General features: G+C 43.5%; 23 protein-coding genes. All 23 read right to left on the bottom strand.

Annotated features, from left to right (window positions below; translation table 11 throughout):
• Positions 1–81 precede the first annotated feature (81 nt).
• Positions 82–471 (bottom strand): TIGR02530 family flagellar biosynthesis protein, encoded by a 390-nt coding sequence (locus J7E38_RS20540; RefSeq protein WP_214704037.1) that lies wholly within the window; start codon positions 469–471, stop codon positions 82–84.
• Positions 472–488: 17 nt separating this feature from the next.
• Positions 489–1,118: a flagellar hook assembly protein FlgD gene (flgD, locus tag J7E38_RS20535; protein WP_214704031.1), complete on the bottom strand. Its 630-nt coding sequence runs from the start codon at positions 1,116–1,118 to the stop codon at positions 489–491.
• Positions 1,119–1,128: 10 nt separating this feature from the next.
• Positions 1,129–2,373: a flagellar hook-length control protein FliK gene (locus J7E38_RS20530; RefSeq protein WP_214704030.1), complete on the bottom strand. Its 1,245-nt coding sequence runs from the start codon at positions 2,371–2,373 to the stop codon at positions 1,129–1,131.
• Between the two features lie 30 nt (positions 2,374–2,403).
• On the bottom strand, positions 2,404–3,003 hold the full coding sequence (locus tag J7E38_RS20525) for a MotE family protein (protein WP_214704029.1): 600 nt from the start codon (positions 3,001–3,003) through the stop codon (positions 2,404–2,406).
• 4 nt (positions 3,004–3,007) lie between these two features.
• Positions 3,008–3,454 (bottom strand): flagellar export protein FliJ, encoded by a 447-nt coding sequence (fliJ, locus tag J7E38_RS20520; RefSeq protein ID WP_214704027.1) that lies wholly within the window; start codon positions 3,452–3,454, stop codon positions 3,008–3,010.
• Between the two features lie 7 nt (positions 3,455–3,461).
• The gene (fliI, locus tag J7E38_RS20515) at positions 3,462–4,775 is read right to left on the bottom strand and encodes a flagellar protein export ATPase FliI (protein ID WP_215038874.1); all 1,314 of its coding nucleotides are present in this window, start codon (positions 4,773–4,775) and stop codon (positions 3,462–3,464) included.
• Complete coding sequence (gene fliH / locus J7E38_RS20510; protein ID WP_215038895.1) at positions 4,775–5,548, bottom strand: flagellar assembly protein FliH; 774 nt, start codon at positions 5,546–5,548, stop codon at positions 4,775–4,777. The genes fliI and fliH overlap by 1 nt, the downstream gene beginning before the upstream one ends.
• Positions 5,532–6,545 carry a flagellar motor switch protein FliG gene (gene fliG, locus J7E38_RS20505; RefSeq protein ID WP_214704024.1) on the bottom strand — a complete coding sequence of 338 codons (1,014 nt, stop codon included), beginning with the start codon at positions 6,543–6,545 and terminating at the stop codon, positions 5,532–5,534. Before fliG ends, fliH begins: the two co-directional genes overlap by 17 nt.
• Positions 6,546–6,559: 14 nt before the next feature.
• On the bottom strand, positions 6,560–8,155 hold the full coding sequence (gene fliF, locus J7E38_RS20500) for a flagellar basal-body MS-ring/collar protein FliF (RefSeq protein WP_214704022.1): 1,596 nt from the start codon (positions 8,153–8,155) through the stop codon (positions 6,560–6,562).
• 77 nt (positions 8,156–8,232) lie between these two features.
• Positions 8,233–8,511: a flagellar hook-basal body complex protein FliE gene (gene fliE / locus J7E38_RS20495; RefSeq protein ID WP_251030418.1), complete on the bottom strand. Its 279-nt coding sequence runs from the start codon at positions 8,509–8,511 to the stop codon at positions 8,233–8,235.
• A 45-nt stretch (positions 8,512–8,556) separates the two neighbouring features.
• Complete coding sequence (flgC, locus tag J7E38_RS20490) at positions 8,557–9,006, bottom strand: flagellar basal body rod protein FlgC (protein ID WP_214704020.1); 450 nt, start codon at positions 9,004–9,006, stop codon at positions 8,557–8,559.
• A 2-nt stretch (positions 9,007–9,008) separates the two neighbouring features.
• Positions 9,009–9,404 carry a flagellar basal body rod protein FlgB gene (gene flgB, locus J7E38_RS20485; protein ID WP_214704019.1) on the bottom strand — a complete coding sequence of 132 codons (396 nt, stop codon included), beginning with the start codon at positions 9,402–9,404 and terminating at the stop codon, positions 9,009–9,011.
• Positions 9,405–9,874: 470 nt separating this feature from the next.
• Positions 9,875–10,654, bottom strand: coding sequence for a GTP-sensing pleiotropic transcriptional regulator CodY (gene codY, locus J7E38_RS20480; protein WP_214704018.1), 780 nt, complete (start codon positions 10,652–10,654; stop codon positions 9,875–9,877).
• A 129-nt stretch (positions 10,655–10,783) separates the two neighbouring features.
• Entirely contained in the window at positions 10,784–12,196 is a 1,413-nt protein-coding gene (hslU, locus tag J7E38_RS20475; protein WP_214704016.1) for an ATP-dependent protease ATPase subunit HslU, read from the bottom strand.
• 15 nt (positions 12,197–12,211) lie between these two features.
• Complete coding sequence (gene hslV / locus J7E38_RS20470) at positions 12,212–12,754, bottom strand: ATP-dependent protease subunit HslV (RefSeq protein ID WP_214704009.1); 543 nt, start codon at positions 12,752–12,754, stop codon at positions 12,212–12,214.
• A 20-nt stretch (positions 12,755–12,774) separates the two neighbouring features.
• On the bottom strand, positions 12,775–13,677 hold the full coding sequence (gene xerC, locus J7E38_RS20465) for a tyrosine recombinase XerC (RefSeq protein WP_214704007.1): 903 nt from the start codon (positions 13,675–13,677) through the stop codon (positions 12,775–12,777).
• Positions 13,678–13,737: 60 nt separating this feature from the next.
• The gene (gene trmFO, locus J7E38_RS20460) at positions 13,738–15,045 is read right to left on the bottom strand and encodes an FADH(2)-oxidizing methylenetetrahydrofolate--tRNA-(uracil(54)-C(5))-methyltransferase TrmFO (RefSeq protein WP_214704005.1); all 1,308 of its coding nucleotides are present in this window, start codon (positions 15,043–15,045) and stop codon (positions 13,738–13,740) included.
• 342 nt (positions 15,046–15,387) lie between these two features.
• Complete coding sequence (gene topA, locus J7E38_RS20455; protein ID WP_214704003.1) at positions 15,388–17,463, bottom strand: type I DNA topoisomerase; 2,076 nt, start codon at positions 17,461–17,463, stop codon at positions 15,388–15,390.
• A gap of 304 nt (positions 17,464–17,767) precedes the next feature.
• Complete coding sequence (gene dprA, locus J7E38_RS20450) at positions 17,768–18,625, bottom strand: DNA-processing protein DprA (RefSeq protein WP_214703996.1); 858 nt, start codon at positions 18,623–18,625, stop codon at positions 17,768–17,770.
• A gap of 63 nt (positions 18,626–18,688) precedes the next feature.
• The gene (gene sucD / locus J7E38_RS20445; RefSeq protein ID WP_214703994.1) at positions 18,689–19,591 is read right to left on the bottom strand and encodes a succinate--CoA ligase subunit alpha; all 903 of its coding nucleotides are present in this window, start codon (positions 19,589–19,591) and stop codon (positions 18,689–18,691) included.
• Between the two features lie 22 nt (positions 19,592–19,613).
• Positions 19,614–20,774: an ADP-forming succinate--CoA ligase subunit beta gene (gene sucC / locus J7E38_RS20440; RefSeq protein WP_214703992.1), complete on the bottom strand. Its 1,161-nt coding sequence runs from the start codon at positions 20,772–20,774 to the stop codon at positions 19,614–19,616.
• 301 nt (positions 20,775–21,075) lie between these two features.
• On the bottom strand, positions 21,076–21,360 hold the full coding sequence (locus J7E38_RS20435) for an EscU/YscU/HrcU family type III secretion system export apparatus switch protein (protein ID WP_214703990.1): 285 nt from the start codon (positions 21,358–21,360) through the stop codon (positions 21,076–21,078).
• Positions 21,357–23,213: a hypothetical protein gene (locus tag J7E38_RS20430; RefSeq protein ID WP_214703989.1), complete on the bottom strand. Its 1,857-nt coding sequence runs from the start codon at positions 23,211–23,213 to the stop codon at positions 21,357–21,359. The genes J7E38_RS20435 and J7E38_RS20430 overlap by 4 nt, the downstream gene beginning before the upstream one ends.

Here is a 23,213-nt window from a genome sequence, read left to right as displayed (position 1 = left end):
TGTAAAACTCCTTTCGATTTAGGGGCTGCTTCAATCGGTCCACAGCCCAGGCCTCCGTGAAGGTCCAGCCATTTAGTATTTTTAATTTTCCATAACAATCGTTCCATTAATATTGGTGAAAATTTGTTCTGCCGCTTCCTGCCTGCCCATCGCAGTGATGACGGTGTTGTTTTTCGCACTGACAATCAGCGCTGCGTCTTTCAGCAGGACAAGCGAATCACTCACGCCCTTGGCCTTCGCCTGACTGACTTTTTCCTCAATCCTGTTCCAGCGCTCCTGGGAAATGCTTATTCCCCGCTGCTCCAAGCGTTCAGTTGCATGCTTGCTAATGGTCAGTCCATTCTTCGATTGGATGGCATTTTGCAATTGCAAGGAAAAAGGTGTTTGCGTAAAGTTGTTGGCTTTCACAGGTTTTTGGTTTGTCCTGTTAACAGGCAGTGAATGAATTGGACGAAAATTTGTTTTATCCATTACCTCACTTCCTTAGGTCATTGAATTTTGGTGATCTGTGAAGAAATGATGCTTGTTTTATTCTCATCATCCAGTAAATAGGATGTCTTTCCATTTTTAAATGAAACAGACAGGACATTAGCTGATTTCTCTTGTTTATTTTCATCTAGATAGGTAACAGATTTACCAATCAGCATGCTCGCCTGCAGCATATGGTTTTCACTTGATAGCTCATTGATCTGGGAAATGTTAGCAGGTTCCAGGACAGTGCCATCCTCAAGAATAAACGAAACGGTATCTTCCTTGAACTGGACAGAGGCGACCTTTCCATTTCCTTGTTGAATCGTTTCCTGGCCGTCGGCAGTGTCAATCTTATGCCAGGTAACCTCCTTGCCTACAAACTGACTGTAGGAGATCATCTTGTTTTGCTGCTCTGCCTGAACAAAACGGTCGATAGATTTTCCCATATTCGTTATTTGCTCAAGTGTCGAGAATGTTGCCATTTGCGCTATAAAGTCCTTATCCTGCATCGGATTCATAGGATCCTGGTTCTGAAGCTGGGTCATGAGGATTTTCAAAAAATCATCTTTCCCAAGAATGTCTGAACCGGCTTTCCTGTCCTTTTGAAGATTCGATAGCAGATAAGAAGAATTGATTGAGTTCACCATTGTCTTGCTCCTATGCTTCAGTATTTAGCAGTGCTTCCTCGAAGGTTAGGGTAAAATCCCCTTGATCTTCTTTCTTTTCACGTTCCCTGTTGTCCTGCTGTCTTTCCTGCTGCTGGGAATCTCTATTCAAGAACCGCTCTTGTTGTGCCTGCTGCTGGGAAACTTCGATTCTCTCGACTGAAAGGTTTTGTGCAGCGAAAGCCTGTTTGAGACCGTTAATATGGGATTCCAATGTTTCTTTTGCAGTGCCGGAAGTAGTAATGATCCTGGCCATCATTGTCTGGTCTTTTTGGAATAACTCTACCCGAATGCTGCCCAGGTGCTCGGGAAACAATTTTATGAAAAGCTTTTGTGTTCCGCCGCTATTCATGAATTGAGATTTTGAGAGAATGGCTTCGAATTGTTTCATTAATTGCTCTGCTGAAACGGGTCTTTCAGGACTATTCATCATTAATGTCAGCTGCTCTGCCCTTCCCATTTGAGGGAGAAATGTAACAGCCCCCGTTTGCCCATCCGTCTTAATGGACGGTTCTGTATCTGCTAAACTATTAACTTCTGTAAAATTTGTTTTTTTCGCATTTAACAGGTTTAACTCTCTTGCTAACTGGGTAAATCGAGTTTGTATATACTCACTTTGACCACTTCGGTTATCAGGTTTTAAAAGGCTAGTCAAAGTTTCCTCAAGTTTCTGCACCGTCTCCTTCAGTGATGCTGCGCTCTTAGATTCATAGCCATCAGCATACTTGGACATCAGCTCATACAGCTTTAGAGCCTTGATGGTTTCAACATCATTGGTATCAAGCCTGGCGGCGAGTTCATTTTTTGGCAAATTTGCGATTCCAGCCAGGATAGCGGCAAGTGACGCCAGCAATTCATCTTCAGGAAGATTATCTTTCCTTCCCTCATTGATCCCAGACCATTTCTGAAGAAGCAGCTGAACTTGATCCATGCTGATTCCTAAATGGGAAAGAGCCTGGCCTAAAAGATTTTCTGAATCTGTCATAAGCGATTCCATCAGCTTCAGTCCATCTTCCAAATCCAACAGGTCCTCAGTGTTTAAAAAGCCAGCCAAATCTGCCAGACTCTCTAATGCTTTAGTATCTTGTCCTGGTGTTTCAGCAGTCTTTGCGCCATTTGCTCCAGAAAGGACCATTGCCATCATGCCAGCAAAACCGCCTTCCATTTCACTCTTGCCGAATGCAGGCTGTTTCACAGCTGCGACACTATTAAAGAATCCAAGGCCTCCAATTTCCATCTTTTCACCCCCTTTCAAAAATGCAACTCTCTAATTGCTTTCCGTTTCGTTCGTCAATAATTCCGTATATCTTGCTGCTACATCTGCCGGAAGCTTTTCCATGATTGCAGCAAGTGATTCTGGTTTGATATTTGTCAGGATCTTTACCGCTTCATCTGATTCCATTTTAGAAATAATCGGAGCAGCGCTTTTGGCTGACATCGTTTCATACGTCTTGACAATTTCCCGGAATGCTCGTTTGTTTTCTTCCTGGATTGCAGTCAATTCCTCTATCTGCGCCTGAAGCTGGGCTTTCTCGAGTTCAATTCTTTTCAACTGTGTATCCTTGCTGTCGACTTTGGACTGAAGCTGTTCCACTTTAGCTTCACGGTCCTTTATCTCTGCCTCCAGACTGACGATATTCTTTTGGAACTCCTCAACGGATGGCTGCTTATCTTCTTTCACGATTTCTGATAGGAATGGGACCCTGCCGCCGATATCCTTTGCTGTTTCAAAAATATTGATTCCTAGAAAGGAAAGGGCAACCAAAGCCACAACAATCGCAAATAGAATCGGTATTGCTACTACGAGCAAAAAACCCTGGAACTTACTCTCACGCTGGTTTTCTTTTTCCTCCATGTTCTCCGCCATTTAATCACCTAATTTCCCGGTTCATGTATTGCTGAATCGAGACTTCGTCCATCATCCTGCTCTCCGCATACTTTTCATTCGCAAGAAACTGGAGATGGTCTTTCTCTTTGATTTTTTCGTACTTTTTGACTTCCTTGTTCTTTTCCATCAGTTGCATTTGCTGAAAGTTCATTATATTCCTCGCGTTCATCACAACTTTTTGATAATGCGCAATCGATTTTTCCAGATTGCCGATAAATTGTTGATGGTGACGTATTTCCTGTACCGGCAAACCACCGAGAAGCCTGTCAGATTGGAAGCTCTCAAGATCTTCTTTTTTCTTTAAAAGCTCATAAAGTCTTTCAGCCGCATCTTCGAACTTTTTGACTGATTCTTGGTAAACGACTTGTGCCTCGTCCATTTCTCTTGACTTGAGAGAAAGGATTTTATCAAATTTGTATTGATAACGCATCGAACGATCAACCTTTCCTTACTAGCTGCAATAGAGCCTCTACACTCTCATTGATCGAGACCTTTTCATTTGTACTCTGCTTCAAGAAATTCAGTATTTGAGGGTACTTCATAATGGCTTCATCGATTTCCGCAGACGTGCCTTTCTTATAGGCCCCTATATTGATCAAATCTTCAGAGTTCATATAGGTGCTTAATAATTCCCTCAATCTCTCAGCTGCCTTTACATGATCATCGCTGACAATATTGTTCATGATCCTGCTGATACTTTTCAGGACATTCACTGCAGGGTATTGTCCTTTATTGGCCAAGTCCCTGTCCAGTACAAAATGGCCATCCAGGATTCCCCGAACTGTATCTGCAATAGGCTCATTCATATCATCTCCATCGACAAGGACAGTGTAGAAGCCAGTGATCGACCCAAATTCATTGGTACCTGTTCTTTCGAGAAGCCTTGATAGGATCGCGAACACCGATGGAGTGTAACCTTTGGTCGTTGGAGGCTCGCCAACAGCCAGACCAACTTCACGCTGCGCCATCGCGACTCGCGTTACAGAATCCATCATGAGCATGACATTCAGGCCTTTATCGCGAAAATATTCTGCGATCGCGGTTGCCGTATAAGCCCCTTTGATCCGCATCAATGCCGGTTGATCTGATGTTGCGACAACGACAATCGAACGCTTTAAACCTTCAGGCCCTAAATCGCGTTCAATGAACTCCCTTACTTCTCTTCCACGTTCTCCAATCAGCCCGATGACATTCAGGTCTGCGGTAGTGTTTCGCGCAATCATTCCCAGCAAAGTACTTTTCCCCACACCACTACCCGCAAATATCCCAACACGCTGGCCATTGCCAACTGTCAGCAGACTGTCAATCATCCTGACTCCAACTTCGATTGGTTCTGAGATTGGCGGCCTGCTCAAAGGGTTGGGTGGATCTTGCTCTGTTGGAACCGATGCAAGTCCTTTCGGGAGACTGGATTGATCCAATGGGACTCCCAGAGAATCAACGATTTTCCCAATCAAACCTGGACCGGCTTTTATTTCAAGTGGTTTCATAGTAGTTTCCACGAGACTTCCAGGCGAGATATCATGAAGAGATGTATAAGGCATCAGAATGACATTTTCATCTTTAAATCCGACGACCTCAGCCTGGATCTTCCGTTTCTTCTTTGTGCCTACATGGATGAAACAAACATCCCCAATTGAACTTTCCGGACCTTGAGATTCGATCATCAAGCCAACTACCCGCTTGATCCTGCCGAAACGCTTGAAGCTATCCAAAGAGTCGACATGATGCAATAAATCCTCAGCCTTCACTATAGTTCACTCTCCAGAATCTCGAACAGTTTATTTTTGATTTCTTCCAACTGGCTGTCCACACTAGCATCAATCCTGCCATTTTCAGATTCGATCAGGCAGGCCGTTTCTTCCAGTTCCTCATCCGGATAGATGTAGAACACAATCTCTTTTGGAAAAATAGCGATCAATTCCTCTTTGTGAGCAAGCAATTCCTGATAGTGGTTTGGATGGACATGTAGCTGAATGTCCTTATAATCCCTTGCATTTTTCAATGCTCTTTTAACAAGCGGAAGGAACCCTTCATCAGCGGCCAATTTTTCTCCAATGATCTTTCCTGCGATTTTCACCCCAAGGTCGAGAATCACTTTTTCCGAAGAGTCGATATGGTTCTGGTAATCCTGTTTCGCCGCATCCACCGTTTCTTGTGCAAACATTATTGCCTGACGGTATTCTTCGTACCCTTGATGTCTGCCATCTTGATATCCCTGTTCAAAACCCGATTGCCTGGATTCCTCAGCCAAAATATCTTTTTGCTGTTCCCAATCCTGCTTTTCGGATGCAACCTGCCTCCTGATAAAATCGGCTTCCTCTATCGCCTTCGAAACAATACGATTTGCTTCCATCACAGCGTTGTCCAGGATTCTCTTCCTCTCATCCTCTGTATGAGTGAAGACAGGCGAAGCAGTTTCTGCTTCTGCGGAAGTTTCCAGCATCCTGATGGAAATGACTTTCTTTTCTGTTGTCAAAGCAGTGGTGAATTGTGATTTGATTAGCCTAGACAATGATATCATCCCCTCCGCCACGGGCAATGACGATTTCACCGGCTTCCTCCAGGCGGCGAATGATGGCAACAATCCTTGATTGAGCCTCTTCCACATCACGCAGCCTTACAGGGCCCATGAATTCCATTTCATCCTGGAAGGTTTCCATCATCCGTTTAGACATATTTTTGAAGACAATCTCCTTGACCTCATCACTTGATACCTTAAGAGCAAGCATAAGATCTTCATTTTCACAATCGCGGATAACACGCTGGATCGCCCGGTTATCAAGAGTGACAATATCTTCAAATACGAACATCCGCTTTTTGATTTCCTCAGCCAGTTCAGGGTCCTGGATTTCCAGTGCATCGAGAATTGTGCGCTCGGTTGCACGGTCTACACCGTTCAATACATCAACAACAGCCTCGATTCCGCCGGTTTGAGTATAATCCTGAGTGACAGTAGCTGACAGCTTTCTTTCAAGGATTTGCTCTACCTCATTAATGATTTCCGGTGAGGTACTGTCCATCACTGCAATACGACGGGCAATATCCGCCTGTACTTCCTGCGGCAGTTCAGATAAGATCTGTCCGGCCTGTGCGGAGTCCAAATAAGAAAGGATCAGTGCGATCGTTTGCGGATGCTCATTTTGGATGAAATTGAGAATCTGGCCAGCATCCGCTTTTCTCGCAAAATCAAACGGCCTTACTTGCAGTGATGAAGTCAATCTATTGATGATTACCGCTGCCTGATCGGTTCCTAATGCTTTTTCCAATACCGTTTTCGCATATCCGATTCCGCCCTGGGTGATGTAATCCTGCGCCAGCGCAATGCTGTGAAACTCTTCAAGAATTTCTTCCTTTGCCATGGAGTCCACTTTTTTCACACCTGAGATTTCAAGTGTAAGCTTCTCGATTTCTTCTTCACTTAGATGCTTGTATACCGAAGCAGAAACATCTGGTCCAAGCGAGATCAGGAGGATGGCTGCCTTCTGTTTTCCAGTTAATTCTTTTTGGTCTTTCCTCACTGTTGGTCCCCCTCCTAATCCTCAGAAATCCATGTCCGCAATAGCTTTGCGAAATCCTCTGGCTTTTCTTTCGCCATTTTTTCCAGCTGTTTTTTCTTCATTGTGCCTTCTGTTTCAAATTCCTTGTTCACATCAGGAACACGAATTGGTTCATACTTTTCTTCCATGACATACTCTTCTTCTTCCACTTTGTTCTTTCTTGATCTCATGAATAACAGCAGCAGGACGACAATTACCGCCAGCAGCAATCCGCCGATGAGGTATACCCACCAAGGCAGTTTTTCAACAACCTGATTATCGAATGTGACCTTTCCGTTGAACGGCTGGACAGAAACGACAACCTTGTCCTCAATCACCTCATCAGTCAACTCTGTTCCAAGAGCATCTTTATCAATAGTTGTCCTGATAATCGTACCGAGGATTTTGGTTATATCTTCTCTTCTTTCCTGAGGCAATGAATTAGGGTCATCAGGAGTCGGAGGTTCAACCATTACCTGGATTCCCAAATCCCTCACCTTGTACGGGCTTTCTGTTATTTCTTTACGGATCCTGCTTACTTCATTATTAATGGTTTCTTCCACTCGTTCATAGTCACCGTTCCCGGTCGCTCCCTCAAGGTATTGGGAACCAGTCGTTTCTCCAGGATTGCCTCCTTCAGGAATCCCTCCAGCCTGATCAGCATTACCCGTAAATGTCTCTGTAATCCGCTGGGCACTGATTGCGATTCCTTCCATATTTTCTTTATCAACAGGCTCAACGAGGTTTTCTTCCCTGTTTTCCTGGGTAAAGTCAATATCGGCAGTTACTGAAACAACGACTTTATCATGACCCATTAGCGTTCCGAGCATATTTTGGACTTGTCTCTGAACATCTCTTTCAATCTCTTGTTTAATTTCATGCTGTGAGGCGAATGTAGCGCCACTGGAATTTTTTTCATTTTTTAAATCAAAGTACTCAAAAAACTGATTCATGATGACGATATTATCAGTAGGAAGATTCGGAACACTTTTTGCTACCAGATGGTAAAGAGCAGTGATCTGTTCATCCTTAAATTGATAACCCGGACTGGTGTTGAGCACGATGGATGCCGAAGCCGGCTCCTCATTATCACTGACAAATATTCCTTTTTCAGGAAGGTTGATCATTACCTTGGCATCATTGACTCCATCGATTCCTTTCATCAAATTGGCCAATTCCGTCTGCATGGCTTCAAGCTTCAGTACATTGAACTCGTTATCTGTCATGCCCATGCCTGCGTTCTGGCTAAAGAATGAATAATCGATACTGCCCGACTTCGGAATCCCTTCAGCGGCCAGCTCTACTTTCAAGCTATCGACTGACTCTTCGGGAACCATAATGGTTTTTCCGCCATCCGTTATTTCTGATTTAATGCCCCTGGCATCAAGACTTTCTTTGATTGTTCCCGTCTCGGCGGGTGATAGATTGCTATAAAGCGGCACTAGGGAAGTCCTTGTGGCCAAAAAAGCGGTTAGGACGGCAACGGTCAAAATAAAGAAAATAGACGCCCCAATACTTATTTTTTGTTTTCTGGTGCGCCCTTGCCAGAAATCCTTCATTGTATGTATATACTTTTGAACGGTTTCTTTCATTTCAATCCCCCGGTTATTATGTCTCTTCTTTTTATACAGCTAATAACCGATCTAATCTTAGTTTTTAGCCAATAATATTAAACTTGCATTCTCATCATTTCTTGATATGCTTCGATCACTTTATTTCTGACTTCCATGGTTGCCTGCAGTGTAATGCTCGCCTTTTGGCTTGCGATCATCACCTGGTGAAGGTCAATATTTTCTCCACGAGCAAGTTTTTCGGTCAGCACATCGGATTGAAGCTGAGTTTCATTTAAATTTTCAATTGATTGCTTAAGTACGGACGAAAAACTTTTCTGCGCTTCGTATGGTGTAGGTGTGGGAGCAGACCCTTTTGTTTCAAAAGGCTTGACCATTTGGGTTACCGAATTGATCCCAGCTGTATTCATTTAGTTATCTCCTTACTTTCCAATTTCAAGTGCTTTCATCATCATGCCCTTTGAGGCGTTGAAAACTGTAACGTTTGCTTCATACGAACGAGTGGCACTTATTAAGTCCACCATCTCCCTTAAAGGGTCCACATTAGGATATGCAACGTAGCCATCTGCATCAGCATCGGGATGCTCTGGATCATATACCATTTTGAGAGGATTTTCTCTGTCCTCTATGATTCTTGTTACTTTAACTCCATTTCCAGCTCCTGATCCGTCCGTTTTTCCCATGGCTTTATTTAGGAATGAAGAGAAGCTTCCTTCCTTTGGCTGCATGACAACCATCTTCCTGCGATAAGGCTCTCCATTCACACCTCTTGTGGAATCGACATTCGCCATATTGGAGGAGATGACGTCCATTCTTAGACGCTGCGCAGTTAACGCAGATGCTGTCGTATCCATGCTATGAAAGATTGTCATTCCTACTTGCCTCCCCTTATGACGGATTGGAGCGTATTGAATTTCCCATTGATCCTCTCAGTCAGCGCATTATAGTAAATTTGGTTTGTTGCCATATCGGCCATTTCTTTATCCAAATCAACGCTATTCCCATTCTCGTTATAATTGACGTTTGGTTTATTGATGACTCCCGGCATACGGCTTGGTCTGCTGGTGAAGTCATAATGTCGTAAGTCCGATTTATGCGCTTGAAAGGATTGCCCCATAACATCCTGAAATACCGCTTTGAAAGACACATCCTTCGCTTTATAGTTAGGCGTATCAACATTGGCAATATTTTGCGAAATAACTTTCTGCTTTGCAGAAGAGTAGTTTAGCGCATGTTCCAGCGTCGATACCGTATTTGAAAACAATTTCATTTTTGCACCTCTCATTTACAAAACAGGATGATTTTGCTGAAATTTGTAATTCCTTGGTGAATTTCGTCAATCTATCACTAATTGTAAAGAATCTGAAATAATCTGTCTATGTACTTTCAGTTAATTTTTATCATGCATATTGCTCATTTTACAAAACAGGACAAAAGACCTATGTGTTTACTTTTATTTATATTTTTTAAAAAACCACCCATTTTTTTGTAAAGTTTTATTAGTTAACCAGGAAAAAAGCATTAAATAATATTCCTTAAAAGTTACGCAGTCGGGTTAAAATACCCATAAGTAATTATTTATTTTCCATTATTTTCTTTATTTTTTCCTGTAGAAATACAATCCATGAATGCACCCGTGTAAAAAAGCCGCAATCTTTTTGTAATATTTCAATGGTTGCTTAGATCATGACTCACCAAATAAGACCAAAAAAAATCCGCTGAGGTCAGCGGATTTTTCTTTTAGTTATTTTTAAGTTTTTCTAGCTCAAACAAGAACTTATCGTTCAATACTTTAATGTATGTTCCTTTCATACCTAAAGAACGGGATTCAATGACGCCGGCGCTTTCCAGCTTACGCAATGCGTTTACGATGACAGAACGAGTGATGCCGACTCTGTCTGCGATTTTTGATGCAACAAGCAAGCCTTCTTTTCCGTTAAGTTCTTCAAAGATGTGCTCGATTGCTTCAAGTTCGCTGTACGATAGTGAGCTGATTGCCATCTGGACGACAGCTTTGCTTCGTGCTTCATCCTCGATCTCTTCAGCCTTTTCACGCAGGATTTCCATTCCTACAACAGTTGCGCCGTATTCGGCAAGGATAAGATCATCGTCATGGAACTGTTCTTCCAGACGAGCAAGGATTAATGTTCCAAGTCGCTCGCCGCCGCCGATGATTGGCACAATTGTTGTCAATCCATTCTTGAATAACTCTCTGTTTTCAACAGGGAATGCTGTATACTCACTGTCCACATCCAAATTCGGAGATGTCTCCTGGATGTTGAATAGATTCTTTGTATACTCTTCAGGGAACTGGCGGTCTTCAAGCATTTTTACCATGCGCTCGTTTTCAATTTGCTGATTGATTCCGACGCCTAGCAGCTTCCCTCTGCGGCTGACAACAAAGATATTTGCTTCGATTACTTCACTTAGTGTTTCTGACATTTCTTTGAAGTTCACCGGTTTACCGGCAGCTTTTTGGAGCAGGGCATTAATTTTTCTCGTTTTTGATAGTAAGTCCATTGTTTCTTCCTCCTATTTGCTTCAAACAAAAATAACGTTTATTTTAATAATGGCTTGTTTCAATGCTTTAGCACAATAGGCAGCCTTTATTTGTCTACCCTATTGAGTATGCATTAAAACGGTTAACCATTATAATATGAACTGGCTTAAATCCTTATTTCTTGAGATAGCGCCCAGTTTTTCTTCAACATATTGCGGAGTGATCGCTACCTTCTCCATATTGATGTCTGGTGCTTCAAAGCTCAGATCTTCAAGAAGCTTCTCCAGAATCGTCTGCAGCCTTCTGGCTCCAATATTATCCGTATTCTGATTCACTTCGAATGCGACTTCTGCTATCTTACGAATAGCATCGTCAGAAAATTCAATTTGTATACCTTCTGTTTCCAATAAAGCTTCATATTGCTTTGTCAATGCATTATCTGGTTCAACCAGAATCCGATAGAAATCATCAACAGTCAGCTTGGTGAGCTCGACGCGAATCGGGAAACGACCTTGCAGTTCCGGTATCAGATCAGACGGTTTTGCCATATGGAAGGCACCTGCAGCGACGAATAAGATGTGATCTGTTTTGACAGGACCATATTTCGTGTTGACCGTCGAACCTTCCACTACAGGCAGGATGTCTCGTTGAACACCCTCTCGAGAGACGTCCGCACTGGAACCGCCGGAATTCTTGCTGGCGATTTTGTCAATTTCATCAATGAAAATGATACCCGCCTGCTCAGCACGATATGTAGCTTCCTGCGTAACCTCATCCATATCGATCAGCTTTTGCGCTTCCTCGTTGATCAGCAATTTCCTTGCCTCACGTACAGGAAGTTTCCGTTTCTTCCGTTTCTTTGGCATCAGGCCGCTTAATGCATCCTGCATGTTCATCCCCATTTGTTCCATCCCGGAGCCCTGGAGCATATCAAACATGGAAGGCGCCTGCTCTTCGACTTCAACGGTTACCAGCTCATCTTCAAGCTCTCCTTGTTCGAGCCTTTGCTTAATGATTTTCCGTTTTTCGAATAATCCCATATCCTCGGACTGGCTTGTTTCTTGTTCAGGCTGCTGCTGGCTGCCGCCAAAGAGCATTTCCAAAGGATTTTTATAATTCACCGATTTTTTCGCTGATGGGACAAGGAGCTCAACGAGACGGCGATTTGCATTCTCTTCCGCTGGTTCCTTGACCTTCTCCATCTTCTCTTCTTTCACAAGTCTGATTGATGTTTCGACCAGATCCCTGACCATTGACTCGACATCACGGCCCACATAGCCGACTTCGGTAAATTTGGTGGCTTCAACCTTGACGAAAGGAGCGCCAACCAATTTAGCCATCCTTCTGGCAATTTCCGTTTTACCGACGCCCGTGGGTCCAATCATCAGGATGTTCTTGGGAATGATCTCATCCCTGATATTTTCAGCGAGCAATCCACGGCGATACCTGTTCCTAAGAGCAACTGCCACCGCTTTTTTTGCATCCTTTTGTCCGATTATATACTGGTCCAGCTTTTCAACGATCTGCCTTGGAGTTAAATTTGTTGTTTGTTTCACACTCATCACTCCTTTTTATCATTACAGTTCTTCCACAATGATATTGTGGTTTGTGTAGACACAAATATCAGCTGCAATTTCCAATGAAGACTTCGCGATATCTTTAGCTGTCAGATGGTCCCCAGCATATTGCTTTAACGCACGGCCAGCAGACAAGGCATAATTCCCGCCAGAGCCGATGGCAAGAATGCCGTCATCAGGTTCGATGACTTCACCAGTTCCGGAAATGAGAAGCATACCACTTTCATTCATTACGATCAGCATGGCTTCAAGCTGTCGGAGGACTTTGTCGCTCCTCCACTGTTTGGCAAGCTCCACAGCAGCCCTCTGAAGATTGCCGTTGTATTCCTCCAGCTTGCCTTCGAACTTTTCAAACAAGGTGAACGCATCAGCTACCGAACCAGCAAAACCTGCAATTACTTTACCATTAAACAACTTCCGGACCTTCTTTGCTGTGTGTTTCATCACTACAGCATTGCCCATGGTAACCTGACCATCGCCTGACATGGCGCATTGCCCTTTATGTTGAACAGCAAATATCGTAGTGGCATGGAATTCCGACATCTTTTCGTCCTCCTTTTGGCTTATGCCCTCGGGTGGTGTGACATATAAATATTGCGTAAGTGTTCCTTTGTAACATGGGTATATACTTGCGTCGAAGACAGGAAGGCATGCCCCAGAAGCTCCTGGACAGTCCTCATATCAGCTCCGTTGCTCATCATATGTGTCGCAAAGGAATGCCGCAATTTATGCGGATGGATTTTACCGGTAAGGGCAGACTTTTCAATTAGTTTGTTCAGAATTTCCCTGATCCCTCTGTCTGAAAGAGGGCCTCCACGGAAGTTTACGAACAATTGGCCATGATCATCCTTGCCGTTCAGCAAGTCTGGCCTCCCATTCTTTATGTAGTCTTCAATCGCATCCTGAGCAAAACTTCCGAAAGGCACATATCGATCCTTTTTCCTTTTTCCATGAACCAAAACAGTCGAAAGAGACAAATCCACTTCCTTCACCTGTATTTTACAGCACTCACCTACACGGATTCCCGTTGCATAAAGCAGCTCCAGGAGTGCATTGTTCCTTTTTCCAAGTGCTGTTTCGGTTTCACATGCTTTGAACAGCTGAGATAGTTCCTCTTCATAAAAAAAATCCGGCAGCCGCTTTTCCAGTTTCGGGATGGATACAAGCGAAAATGGATTGTCACCGACCATTTTCTCACGAAGCAAAAACTTATAAAAGCTGCGCATGCAGGAAATCTTCCGCGCGACTGATTTTCTGGAGAGCTGCTGATCAAATAATTTTGTCAGGTAAATCCTTGTGTCCGCATACTCAACATCATCCAGACTTGTCAGCCCTTGTTCAGACATGAACAAAAAAAATCCCCTAATATCATGTTGATAATGTTCAATTGTATATTGTGAGTAGTTTTTCTCAATTTGTAAATATTCAATAAACAACTTTAAAGAATTGTTCACATTTGCTTCCATCTTATCACCTCACAAGGGCTACTAAATAGTATCATATTTATATAGCCCTCGCAATAGAAATTACAAATTTTTCACAAATTTCTGAATTGTTTCCAATGCTCTGGAAGCATGCTTTTCATTACGTTCCTGCTTGGCTTTGATTTTCTCTGGAAGATCAGGGAAAAGACCAAAGTTAGCGTTCATCGGCTGGAAATTCTTTGCGTTAGTTGTTGTAATATATCTCGCCATACTGCCCATCGCTGTTTCATGCGGGAATTCAACTGGCTCTTCCCCTTTGACAAGACGTGCAGCATTGATTCCGGCAATCAAGCCGCTGGCAGCAGATTCTACATAACCTTCGACACCGGTCATCTGTCCCGCAAAAAATAAATCCTCTCTATTCCTGAATTGATATGTCGCTTTAAGGACTCTTGGAGAATTGATGAACGTGTTGCGGTGCATGACACCATAACGGACGATCTCAGCATTTTCAAGACCCGGAATTAACCTTAGCACTTCTTTTTGCGGACCCCATTTCAAATGTGTCTGGAAGCCAACAATATTGTACAATGTGCCCGCAGCATCATCCTGGCGCAGCTGGACAACAGCATATGGCCTTTTCCCTGTTCTTGGATCCTCTAGACCTACTGGTTTCATAGGGCCAAACAGCATCGTCTTTCTTCCTCTTTGTGCCATAACCTCAATCGGCATGCAGCCTTCGAAAAAGACTTCCTTTTCGAATTCCTTCAACGGAACAGTTTCAGCGGTAATTAACGCTTCGTAAAATCTGTCGAATTCTTCTTCTGTCATTGGACAGTTAAGGTAGGCAGCTTCGCCTTTATCATATCTGGATTTCAGGTAGACTTTATCCATATCGATGCTTTCCTTTTCGAGGATCGGTGCAGCCGCATCATAAAAGTATAGATATTCTTCCCCAGTAAGCTGCTTCAATTGCTCGGACAATGCTTGGCTTGTCAATGGCCCGGTGGCAATGACGGTAGGCCCTTCAGGAATTTCAGTGATTTCTTCATTAATGACCGTTACGTTCGGATGCTCTTTTACAGAATTCGTTACGTGAGCAGCAAATTCATGCCGGTCGACAGCCAGAGCACCGCCAGCTGGAACAGCACATGCGTCTGCAGCTCCGATGATGACAGAATTTAGCATTCTCATTTCTTCCTTTAATACTCCTACGGCATTTGTCAATGTATTCGCCCGTAAAGAATTACTGCAAACCAGCTCGGCAAATTTATCGGTATGGTGGGCAGGTGTCTGCTTCACCGGCCTCATTTCATATAGGTTGACTTTGATGCCTCTCTCGGCAAGCTGCCAGGCAGCTTCACTTCCGGCAAGACCGGCACCAATGACATTTACTGTTGCTTCTGTCATATCTATTTCCTCCATTGCTATTAAAAGTCATCAATTAGTGAAAAACCATTTTTAGACAGTATGTAATGCTCCTAGATCAGGCAAAGTCGCATGAACAGCATTATCAAAAAGCTTATTATACCATCTGCCTTTACATAAAGCTTCTATTATATACTCATCTTACTTACTTTTCCCTGACACCTGTATCATTTTGCACTTTTCTTTACGAAAAAGAAAGAAAAAAGTTTCATTTTTTAGAAAAGCGGAAGCGCCTTGATCAGCCCTCACAAGCACTGGAGGGCATGGCAGTGAAGGCGCTTTGCAACTTCTTTACAAACATAAAGAGTGAGCCCATGGCTCACTCTAGCTTTGTGGTTCTTCTTTGAAATCACATTCTGTACACTGAACCTGGACACCCTTTTTAAGCTTCTTCTCGACAAGCATATTTTCGCATTTCGGGCATTTCCGTGCAAGTGGTTTGTCCCATGATAGGAAGTCACACTCAGGATAGCGGTCACAGCCGTAGAAAATGCGGCGTTTCTTGCTTTTTCGTTCGATGATGTTCCCCTCTTCGCATTTCGGGCACTTGACACCTATATCCTTGACAATTGCCTTCGTGTTCCGGCATTCAGGGAAATTGCTGCAAGCCATGAACTTTCCGTAACGACCCATCTTAAAGACCATTGGCGAGCCGCATTGTTCACAATCCTCACCTGCAGGTTCATCCTTGATTTCAATTTCCTGCATTTCTTTCTCTGCTACTTCAAGACTCTTTTCAAAATCCCGATAAAAATCATCAATGACCTTGACCCAATTGATTTTTCCTTCCTCGACATGGTCAAGGTTCTCTTCCATTTTAGCTGTGAACTCTAAATCCAGGATCTCCGGGAAGAATTCAATCATTAATTCATGAATGACCTCGCCAAGTTCTGTCGGTACAAACCGCTTATTATCAAGGGATACATATCCCCTTTTCTGGATTGTATCAAGAGTTGGCGCATATGTTGATGGCCGGCCGATTCCCATTTCTTCTAGCGTCCTTACGAGCCTGGCTTCTGTATACCTTGGAGGCGGCTGGGTGAAGTGCTGTTTCGGTTCAATATCTTTCTTGGTGACCTCGTCTCCTTCTTTAAGGTCAGGAAGGAATTTATCTTTTTCTTCAACCTGGTCATCCGTTCCTTCTACATACACCTTCATGAAACCTGGAAATTTAACCTTTGATCCGGTCGCACGGAAAGTAATATCTCCATTCCTTAAATCAACGCTCATCGTATCCATGATCGCAGAAGCCATCTGGCTGGCTACGAATCGTTCCCAGATCAATTTATAAAGCCTGTACTGGTCCCTTGAAAGAAATTCCTTAATCTTCTCCGGAACTTTCATTGTGCTCGTTGGCCTGATCGCTTCATGGGCATCTTGAGCGTTTGATTGTTTCTTCTCTTTTCTCGGCTCGGTTTGGACAAATTTTTCGCCATATTCGCCAATGATATACTCTTTTGCTTCTCCCTGGGCAAGCTCGGAAATCCTCGTAGAGTCCGTTCTCATATACGTAATCAAACCGACTGTTCCTTCTTTTCCAAGATCGATTCCTTCATAAAGCTGTTGGGCAAGCATCATCGTCTTCTTGGCACGGAAATTAAGTTTTCTTGCTGCTTCCTGCTGCAATGAAGAAGTGATGAATGGTGGTGCTGGATTTCTTTTCCTTTCCTTCTTCGTCACTGAATCGACTGAGAATTTGTTCCCCTTCACTTGCTTGAGGATGTTCTTTACATCTTCCTCAGATTTCAATTCGGCTTTTTCCTTGCCAATTCCATAAAAGGAAGCTTCAAAAGCATTTTTGCCTTTTAGGAATTCAGCACCGATTGTCCAATATTCTTCAGGTTCAAAGGCCGCAATTTCTTTTTCGCGGTCGATGATCATTCTTAAAGCGACAGATTGAACACGGCCTGCACTCAGCCCTTTCTTTACCTTCTTCCAAAGGAGCGGGCTGATATTGTATCCTACCAGCCTGTCTAATGCACGGCGCGCCTGCTGGGCATCTACCAGGTCCATATTGATCGCCCTCGGGTGTTTGAACGATTCCTTGATGGCATCCTTCGTAATCTCATTGAATACTACCCGGCAATCGGAATGAACATCAACCTCAAGGCTTTGCGCTAAATGCCAGGCAATCGCTTCCCCTTCTCTGTCGGGGTCAGCCGCGAGATAGACTTTCTTTGCCTTTTTAGCGGCAGATTTCAATTCTTTCAGTACGGGACCCTTGCCCCTGATTGTAATGTATTTTGGGTTATAGTTATTTTCTGTATCGATTCCCATTTGGCTCTTGGGCAAATCTATCAAATGGCCCATAGAAGCTTTCACTTTATATTTTTTACCAAGATAACGCTCGATCGTCTTAGCCTTGGCCGGCGATTCGACGATTACTAAAAAATCTGACATCCATTTGTCCTCCTTAGAGGTATAAAATTATCATTAATTATTATATACATATCTTAAAATTGTCAAATTTACCCTAAAAGTAAACGGTTTCATCTGATTTGGGGATTTTAAAATACCTGATGCAAAATGTATAACAGATTGAAAATTATTTCAACCTTTTTGTTGCAATTTCTGAGATTTATTCATAATTTTCTTCCAAAATGGGGTAATTCAAAACAAGTTTAACTGTTCGATCTTAGCTCCAAAACGTCAATTCTTCCTGCTTTTTAAGCATTATATACAATTCTTTTGTTATCATTACAGATTAGTTTCCGAGTTCCTCCAGGATATCCTCCGGACTTTTTATCAATTTCGCGCCCTGTTGAATCAAATAGTGGACTCCATCTGAATCTGGTGTCAGAATACTTCCGGGAACAGCAAATACATTCCGACCATCATTCAAAGCAAAATCTGCGGTGATCAATGAACCGCTCTTCTTTCTTGCCTCAATAACCAGTGTACCCTCTGAAAGGCCGCTGATAATCCTGTTTCGCATCGGAAAATGCCATTTTGCCGGGTAAGTGGAAGGAGGATATTCCGATACCACGAGCTGCTTTTCCATCATATATTCTGCCAGCTTGCTATTTTCCCTGGGATATAGATGATGAAAACCTCCGGCAATGACTCCGATTGTTTTACCGACAAGTTTGATCGCTGTTTTATGGGCATGCGCATCGATCCCTTTTGCAAGCCCGCTTACAATCATAATATTCTTCTCTATTAATGAAGGAAACAAGAAATCAATAGACTTAAACCCATAGTCTGTCGCATTCCTGGAGCCAACTACAGCCAGGGCTTTGTCTATTTTCAGCAGAGAAAGATCACCTTTAGCAAAAAGGACCCATGGAGGCTGATAGATATTCTTGAGTCTTTCAGGGTATTCAGCATCAAAAATGGTGATAAGATGGATATTTTGTGAGGAGTATTGAAAGAGAAGTCGATCAACGGATATGAGCTGAAGGTCTCGTTGGAGTTGTTGTGTTTGAGGTTGATTTTTGAAGGCATATTGAGTTTCTTCATTAATATTTCTGGATGCATCGTATTTCAGGATGGAATAGATTGTTTTCCAGCTCGCATGCCTGCTGTGGACAAGCTGAATCAGTTTCCTTTTAAATTCGTCCATTTTCTTCCCCCCAGGGATTAATAAACAGCCCCTCTGTTCAGAGGGACTGCCTGTTTGATTATATTAGTGTGTTTTGCACTTATCGTACAATCCTTGTTCTTTCAATACGCCGATCAGCGTTTCACCCATGACAGACGGAGTATCAGCTACCTTGATTCCGCATTCGTTCATAACACGGATCTTTTCGTCAGCAGTACCCTTTCCGCCTGAAATGATCGCACCAGCGTGACCCATGCGCTTTCCTGGAGGAGCCGTTCTTCCGCCTATGAAGCCGACAACTGGTTTGGTCATGTGTGCCTTGACCCACTCAGCCGCTTCTTCTTCAGCCGTACCGCCGATCTCACCAATCATGATAACAGCGTACGTTTCAGGATCTTCATTGAATGCTTTTAGAACATCGATGAAGTTTGTTCCGTTTACCGGGTCTCCGCCGATACCTACAGCTGTGGATTGGCCAATTCCAGCCTGAGTCAACTGGTGTACAGCTTCGTATGTCAATGTTCCGGAACGTGATACAACACCGACATGCCCTTTAGTATGGATATAACCAGGCATGATGCCGATCTTGCACTCGTCAGGAGTAATGACACCAGGGCAGTTAGGGCCTACCAGGCGAGTCTTCTTGCCTTCCATATAACGTTTTACCTTGACCATATCCAATACTGGGATATGCTCTGTGATACAGATTGCCAGATCAAGCTCAGCATCTACAGCTTCAATGATCGCATCTGCTGCGAATGGAGCAGGCACATAGATAACAGACGCGTTAGCACCAGTCGTTTCAACAGCTTCTTTTACTGTGTTGAATACAGGAACGCCTTCTACTTCTGAACCGCCCTTGCCAGGAGATGTTCCCCCAACAATTTTTGTACCATATTCAAGCATTTGTTTTGTATGGAAAAGGGCTGTAGAACCCGTAATTCCTTGAACAATGACCTTTGTATCTTTATTAATGAATACGCTCACGTCAAATTCTCTCCTTTCGATCCTACTTAACTAATGAAACGATTTTTTCAGCGCCGTCTGCCATTGATTCAGCAGCAATGATATTCAAGCCAGATTCGTTCAGAATCTGTTTTCCAAGATCAACGTTAGTACCTTCCAGGCGGACGACAAGTGGCACTTCAAGACCAACCTGCTTGGCTGCTTCCACGACACCTGTAGCGATGACATCACACTTCATGATGCCGCCGAAGATATTAACAAAGATACCCTTAACATTTGGATCTGAAAGGATGATTTTGAATGCTTCTGTTACTTTCTCTGCAGTAGCACCGCCCCCAACATCAAGGAAGTTGGCAGGGTCTCCGCCGTAATGCTTGACGATGTCCATTGTTGCCATCGCAAGTCCGGCACCGTTAACCATGCAGCCGATGTTGCCATCCAAAGAAATATAGCTCAAGTCATACTTGGATGCTTCAATTTCTTTTGGATCCTCTTCTTCCAGGTCGCGGTACTCAAGGACATCCTTCTGACGATAAAGAGCATTCGCATCGAAGTTTAGTTTAGCGTCAAGAGCCATTACCTGTCCGTCACCTGTAACAACAAGCGGGTTGATTTCAGCGATTGAGCAATCTTTTTCGATATACGCAGTATATAAGCCCATCATGAATTTAACAGCCTGGTTGACAAGCTCTTTAGGAATGTTGATATTGAAAGCGATACGGCGAGCCTGATATGGCATCAAGCCTAGCACAGGATCGATTTCTTCTTTGAAGATTTTTTCAGGAGTCGCTTCTGCAACTTCTTCAATTTCCGTTCCGCCCTCTTCTGAAGCCATCAGGACAACTCGTGAAGTCGCGCGGTCAAGTACAAGACCTACGTAGTACTCCTTCTTGATGTCACAGCCTTCTTCAATCAACAGACGTTTTACTTCCTTGCCTTCTGGTCCAGTCTGGTGAGTAACCAGCGTCTTGCCCAGGATTTCGGAAGCATATGTACGCACTTCGTCAAGGTTTTTCGCAACCTTGACACCGCCAGCTTTACCCCTTCCGCCGGCATGGATCTGAGCTTTTACGACTACTACTGACGTACCAAGCTCTTTAGCCGCTTCAACAGCTTCATCAACTGTAAAAGCAACCTTCCCATTAGGTACTTTTACCCCATATTTTCTGAGGATTTCTTTTCCTTGATACTCATGGACATTCATTTCCCATCCTCCTATCTATTAGAAAAACTTCATCGTTTCATGGCCAGACTATGGCCTGAAAATGTTTTCCTAAGTAGAAAATATAATTCATTTAAATTTTTAAAAAATAGACTGCGCTTTCATTTTATATAATGAAATATTGATTGTCTACCTTTATGATTTAAATATTTCCCGTTTTTAAATATTGTAAAAAAGTTTCATTGTGATTGAATGCTATTATAAAAAGCCGGGATGATAACCTTTCCCGGCTTTTAGCATTGAAATTCCTGGATGGAAAAACTATTTTTATTGATTGAAAATATTAATTTCGTTTCCCTGCTTGCTGGTCAAGATGATAGATATAGGAAAAAACCTCGGCCACTGCCTGGTACAGTTCTTCTGGTATTCTCTCATTTAATTCCAGCTGCGACAATACTTCAACCAATGATGGGTCTTCCTGGATGGGAATATCATGATCCTTTGCTTTTTCGATGATTTGCTGAGCCACAAGGCCCTTTCCCTTCGCCATCACTTTTGGGGCATCCATGCTTCCCGCGTTATACCCCAGAGCAACAGCTGTCTTTCTTGTATGCTTAGGAGTTTTCATATTTTAATATCCACTCCATAATATTCTTTTTGCCCATATAATTCTGATAGACTGCGCTGATTCCTTCCAGCCTTAGATCGCCCTGGGACATGGAAGTGAACAGCAGACAGCTGATAATCCAATTCAGCCAACTTTTTTTTCAATAACGGCGTCATCTGTTCGGCCATTTTCTTAAGATCGGGTTGATCATTAAAAATCTGTATGCTCATGACTCGATTCTGAACTTGCATATCGATAATGGTATCGTCAAGGTGCTGTAGCTTCAGGTAAAAGAGGACACGGCAAAAATCAGCGTCTATTTTGCCATCTTCAGTCCTTTTCCCACTCCACTGCATCGAGAGTTCACTTGTCTTCCCTCCCAGAATAAAAGGGACCTGGACCACGAGCTGCTGAATTGGGCCTGCTTCCTGCGACAGCAGCTGGAAGCCTGTGAGTTTATTTAACAGCGGCTCTGCAGCGTCTTTGACAGCCTGAGGAGGATTTTCATTCAACAATCGAAGTGTCAGTGATTTAAGTGTATCTGGGACCTGCGCTTTTCCCACCTCGCCCTCCTTCATGACTTCACTAAGATGGTGTTCGTAAGAGAGGCCCAGAGCAGAAAGATATCCTTTTATCCTTGCATCCGACAGAAGTGAGATTCCGTTTTCCTGAAGTGCAGGTGCCGGCTCTGCTTTGCCCGCGGCTTCCGATAACAGCTGGGCATGCATTCCCCCTGTACGGGCTTGCTGCTGCCTTCCTGCAGCCTCCAGCAGTTTTATTCCTGCTTGTTCCCAGTCTGCTTCCCCCGCAAGTATGAAGGACATCGCACCGTTGACATTGGCGTGTGATAATAGCTGTTTAAAGGCAAGGAGTCCGGTTTGCACATTCGTGTCCTTTCCATTTGTCCTGTCAAAAATGAAATGAAGCGAGTCTGCGACATTGTTTACAGGAAATGATTTATCAGGGTTGAAGCTTGCCATGATCTGCCGTACGGAGAAACTGTCTCCCTTCTCGATAAGCGTTAAGACAGTCTTAACAAATTTCAATCCTTCTGGCAAATTCTTTTCTTCTACATCCAAATTTTGAAGATTCGATAACAGCTGCTGCAAAACATTGCTTTCACTGCTTTTTGCCGGAATCGCTCCGTACTGTTGAAGCAGTCCCAAAGCGGCTTCGCTTTCCTTCCCATTGCTGCCGAGCCAAGCTGAAGCAAGATGGTTCAAAGCGGCTGCAGAGGATATAGCCCTGTTTGCTGGCAGCATCTCATCCAATAGCTTTTTCAGGCTTGCAACTGTATCCGTGTCTTCTGCTGCCTCCAGGGACTTTCCGAGCTGTTCCATAAGCATAACCAGCGACTGTTCCTTCGTGGCTGTATAAAGGGCCTCAAATGCAGTCTTGGTTAAAGGCATCCCCCTTGTCAGCAGCATCTTTATGGCATCCTGGCCTGCAGTCCGGGATTCAGCCGATTTTAACCATTCTGACGCGAGTTTAAGAAGCTCACCATTGACAGGGAGCTGTTCCTTGATGAAAAAACGGACAAGATCCAGGTTTTCCTTTGTCGGCTGCAATCCGAATTCAGCCAGGACCCTGGCCAGGTTCCCTGGCTGGCCCTTCTCCTCAGCACTTGAACTAATCAGCTTTAAATGGACCTTTCCTTCTCCTGGCTGAACCTGAAACCAATAGCGTTCATTTGCAGATAACGGCACTTCTAATTGGGCGACCATTTTTTGGTTCCCGATTTGAACTTCAGCTACTTGATCAGGGTATAGCTTAATGATTTTTCCATTGATGATTTGCCCTGGTCGGAATTCGGTTATTTTTGTTTGCTGTGTTGTCTTTTGGTTAAATAAACTTTTAAGCGCTCCTGTTTCCAT

This window comes from Bacillus sp. ISL-35, from assembly GCF_018613355.1.
In the GTDB taxonomy this organism is placed as follows: domain Bacteria; phylum Bacillota; class Bacilli; order Bacillales; family Cytobacillaceae; genus Mesobacillus.
Note: the sequence above shows the minus strand (reverse complement) of the source record. Positions and strands in the feature narration are given on the sequence as shown.

Excerpts from the sequence above, each read along its gene's own strand:
- J7E38_RS20540 (WP_214704037.1), bottom strand. The coding sequence starts at position 471 with ATGGATAAAACAAATTTTCGTCCAATTCATTCACTGCCTGTTAACAGG.
- flgD (WP_214704031.1), bottom strand. The coding sequence starts at position 1,118 with ATGGTGAACTCAATCAATTCTTCTTATCTGCTATCGAATCTTCAAAAG.
- J7E38_RS20530 (WP_214704030.1), bottom strand. The coding sequence starts at position 2,373 with ATGGAAATTGGAGGCCTTGGATTCTTTAATAGTGTCGCAGCTGTGAAA.
- J7E38_RS20525 (WP_214704029.1), bottom strand. The coding sequence starts at position 3,003 with ATGGCGGAGAACATGGAGGAAAAAGAAAACCAGCGTGAGAGTAAGTTC.
- fliJ (WP_214704027.1), bottom strand. The coding sequence starts at position 3,454 with ATGCGTTATCAATACAAATTTGATAAAATCCTTTCTCTCAAGTCAAGA.
- fliH (WP_215038895.1), bottom strand. The coding sequence starts at position 5,548 with ATGATATCATTGTCTAGGCTAATCAAATCACAATTCACCACTGCTTTG.
- fliF (WP_214704022.1), bottom strand. The coding sequence starts at position 8,155 with ATGAAAGAAACCGTTCAAAAGTATATACATACAATGAAGGATTTCTGG.
- fliE (WP_251030418.1), bottom strand. The coding sequence starts at position 8,511 with ATGGTCAAGCCTTTTGAAACAAAAGGGTCTGCTCCCACACCTACACCA.
- flgC (WP_214704020.1), bottom strand. The coding sequence starts at position 9,006 with ATGACAATCTTTCATAGCATGGATACGACAGCATCTGCGTTAACTGCG.
- flgB (WP_214704019.1), bottom strand. The coding sequence starts at position 9,404 with ATGAAATTGTTTTCAAATACGGTATCGACGCTGGAACATGCGCTAAAC.
- codY (WP_214704018.1), bottom strand. The coding sequence starts at position 10,654 with ATGGACTTACTATCAAAAACGAGAAAAATTAATGCCCTGCTCCAAAAA.
- hslU (WP_214704016.1), bottom strand. The coding sequence starts at position 12,196 with ATGAGTGTGAAACAAACAACAAATTTAACTCCAAGGCAGATCGTTGAA.
- hslV (WP_214704009.1), bottom strand. The coding sequence starts at position 12,754 with ATGTCGGAATTCCATGCCACTACGATATTTGCTGTTCAACATAAAGGG.
- xerC (WP_214704007.1), bottom strand. The coding sequence starts at position 13,677 with ATGGAAGCAAATGTGAACAATTCTTTAAAGTTGTTTATTGAATATTTA.
- trmFO (WP_214704005.1), bottom strand. The coding sequence starts at position 15,045 with ATGACAGAAGCAACAGTAAATGTCATTGGTGCCGGTCTTGCCGGAAGT.
- topA (WP_214704003.1), bottom strand. The coding sequence starts at position 17,463 with ATGTCAGATTTTTTAGTAATCGTCGAATCGCCGGCCAAGGCTAAGACG.
- dprA (WP_214703996.1), bottom strand. The coding sequence starts at position 18,625 with ATGGACGAATTTAAAAGGAAACTGATTCAGCTTGTCCACAGCAGGCAT.
- sucC (WP_214703992.1), bottom strand. The coding sequence starts at position 20,774 with ATGAATGTCCATGAGTATCAAGGAAAAGAAATCCTCAGAAAATATGGG.
- J7E38_RS20435 (WP_214703990.1), bottom strand. The coding sequence starts at position 21,360 with ATGAAAACTCCTAAGCATACAAGAAAGACAGCTGTTGCTCTGGGGTAT.
- J7E38_RS20430 (WP_214703989.1), bottom strand. The coding sequence starts at position 23,213 with ATGGAAACAGGAGCGCTTAAAAGTTTATTTAACCAAAAGACAACACAG.